Genomic DNA, 1,209 nt, shown 5'->3' with positions numbered 1-1,209 from the left:
GTTTTGTAGACGCTCCCAGGTTACGTTTTCTGCTGCCGTTCGAATTCGACGGGCGACAGCATCCCGTTTCTCACGTGCTTGCGCTTGGGGTTGTAGAACATTTCGATATAGTCGAACACATCCTGCCTTGCCTCGTTGCGTGTTCGGTAGGTCCTGCGCCTGATCCGTTCTCGCTTGAGCAGGTTGAAGAAGCTCTCCGCCACAGCGTTGTCATGGCAGTTCCCGCGCCGGCTCATCGAATGCTCAAGATTGTGGTGCTTCAGGAACGCTGCCCAGTCCATGCTGGTGAATTGGGAGCCCTGATCGGAGTGGATCAGGACTTTGTCCTTCGGCTTCCTGCGCCACACCGCCATGAGCAGCGCCTGCAACACGATGTCGGTGGTTTGGCGGCTCTGCATTGACCAGCCGATGACGCGGCGCGAGAACAGGTCGATCACGACCGCTAGATAGGCAAAGCCTTCCTGGGTCCTGATGTAGGTGATGTCTGTCACCCATGCCGCGTCCGGCGCATCAACATCGAACTGCCGGGCCAGAGTGTTGTCGACCACGACAGACGGTTTGCCACCATAGGAGCCAGGCCGACGCTTGTAGCCGATCTGGGCTCTGATCGCGGCAAGCCTTGCAAGGCGAGCAATGCGGTTCACACAACTGGTCTCTCCCTGATCCAGAAGGTCGTCATGCAGCTTGCGGTAGCCGTAGACCCTGCCGCTATCCTTCCAGGCCTTGCTGATGAGCTCGGTCTGACGTGCGTCTTCGCGAGCTCGCTTACTTAAGGGGTTCTTCAGCCAGGCGTAGAAACCGCTGGCTTGGATGCGCAGGCAACGACACATCGCCCGAACCGTGAACTGCTGGCGATGCTTGGCAACGAACGCGTATCTCACTTTGCATCCCTGGCGAAATACGCGGTGGCTTTTTTTAGGATGTCGCGCTCCTCGGTGACGCGAGCCAGTTCTTTCTTCAAGTGCCGGATCTCCGCCGCCTGATCCCCATCGCCAGAACCTGAAAGCTTCAAAAGCTTCTTCTTCCACGCGTAGAGCGAGTGCGGGCTGACACCCAGACGCTTCGACACCTCCGTTACCGGATAGCCCCGCTCGGTGATCTGTGCGACCGCATCGCGTTTGAAATCGTCACTGAAACTGCTGGTCCCCATCATGGCCTCCTTGCCTCAAATTTAGGGAGGAAGGCGTCCACAAATCTAGGGGCTATTCA

At 57.9% G+C, this 1,209-nt stretch carries 1 protein-coding gene; it reads right to left on the bottom strand.

The window, feature by feature from the left end; translation table 11 throughout:
• Window positions 1-20 precede the first annotated feature (20 nt).
• Window positions 21-1,150, bottom strand: a protein-coding gene (locus ACX3P1_RS28135; protein WP_459083091.1) for an IS3 family transposase whose coding sequence is annotated in 2 segments (ribosomal slippage) — window positions 21-922 and window positions 922-1,150 — 1,131 coding nt in all. Because the reading frame shifts where the segments join, the coding sequence is not laid out codon by codon here.
• Between the last annotated feature and the right edge of the window lie 59 nt (window positions 1,151-1,209).

The sequence above is a fragment of the Mesorhizobium sp. A623 genome, assembly GCF_054489405.1.
This window is presented reverse-complemented; position numbering and strand designations above follow the sequence as displayed.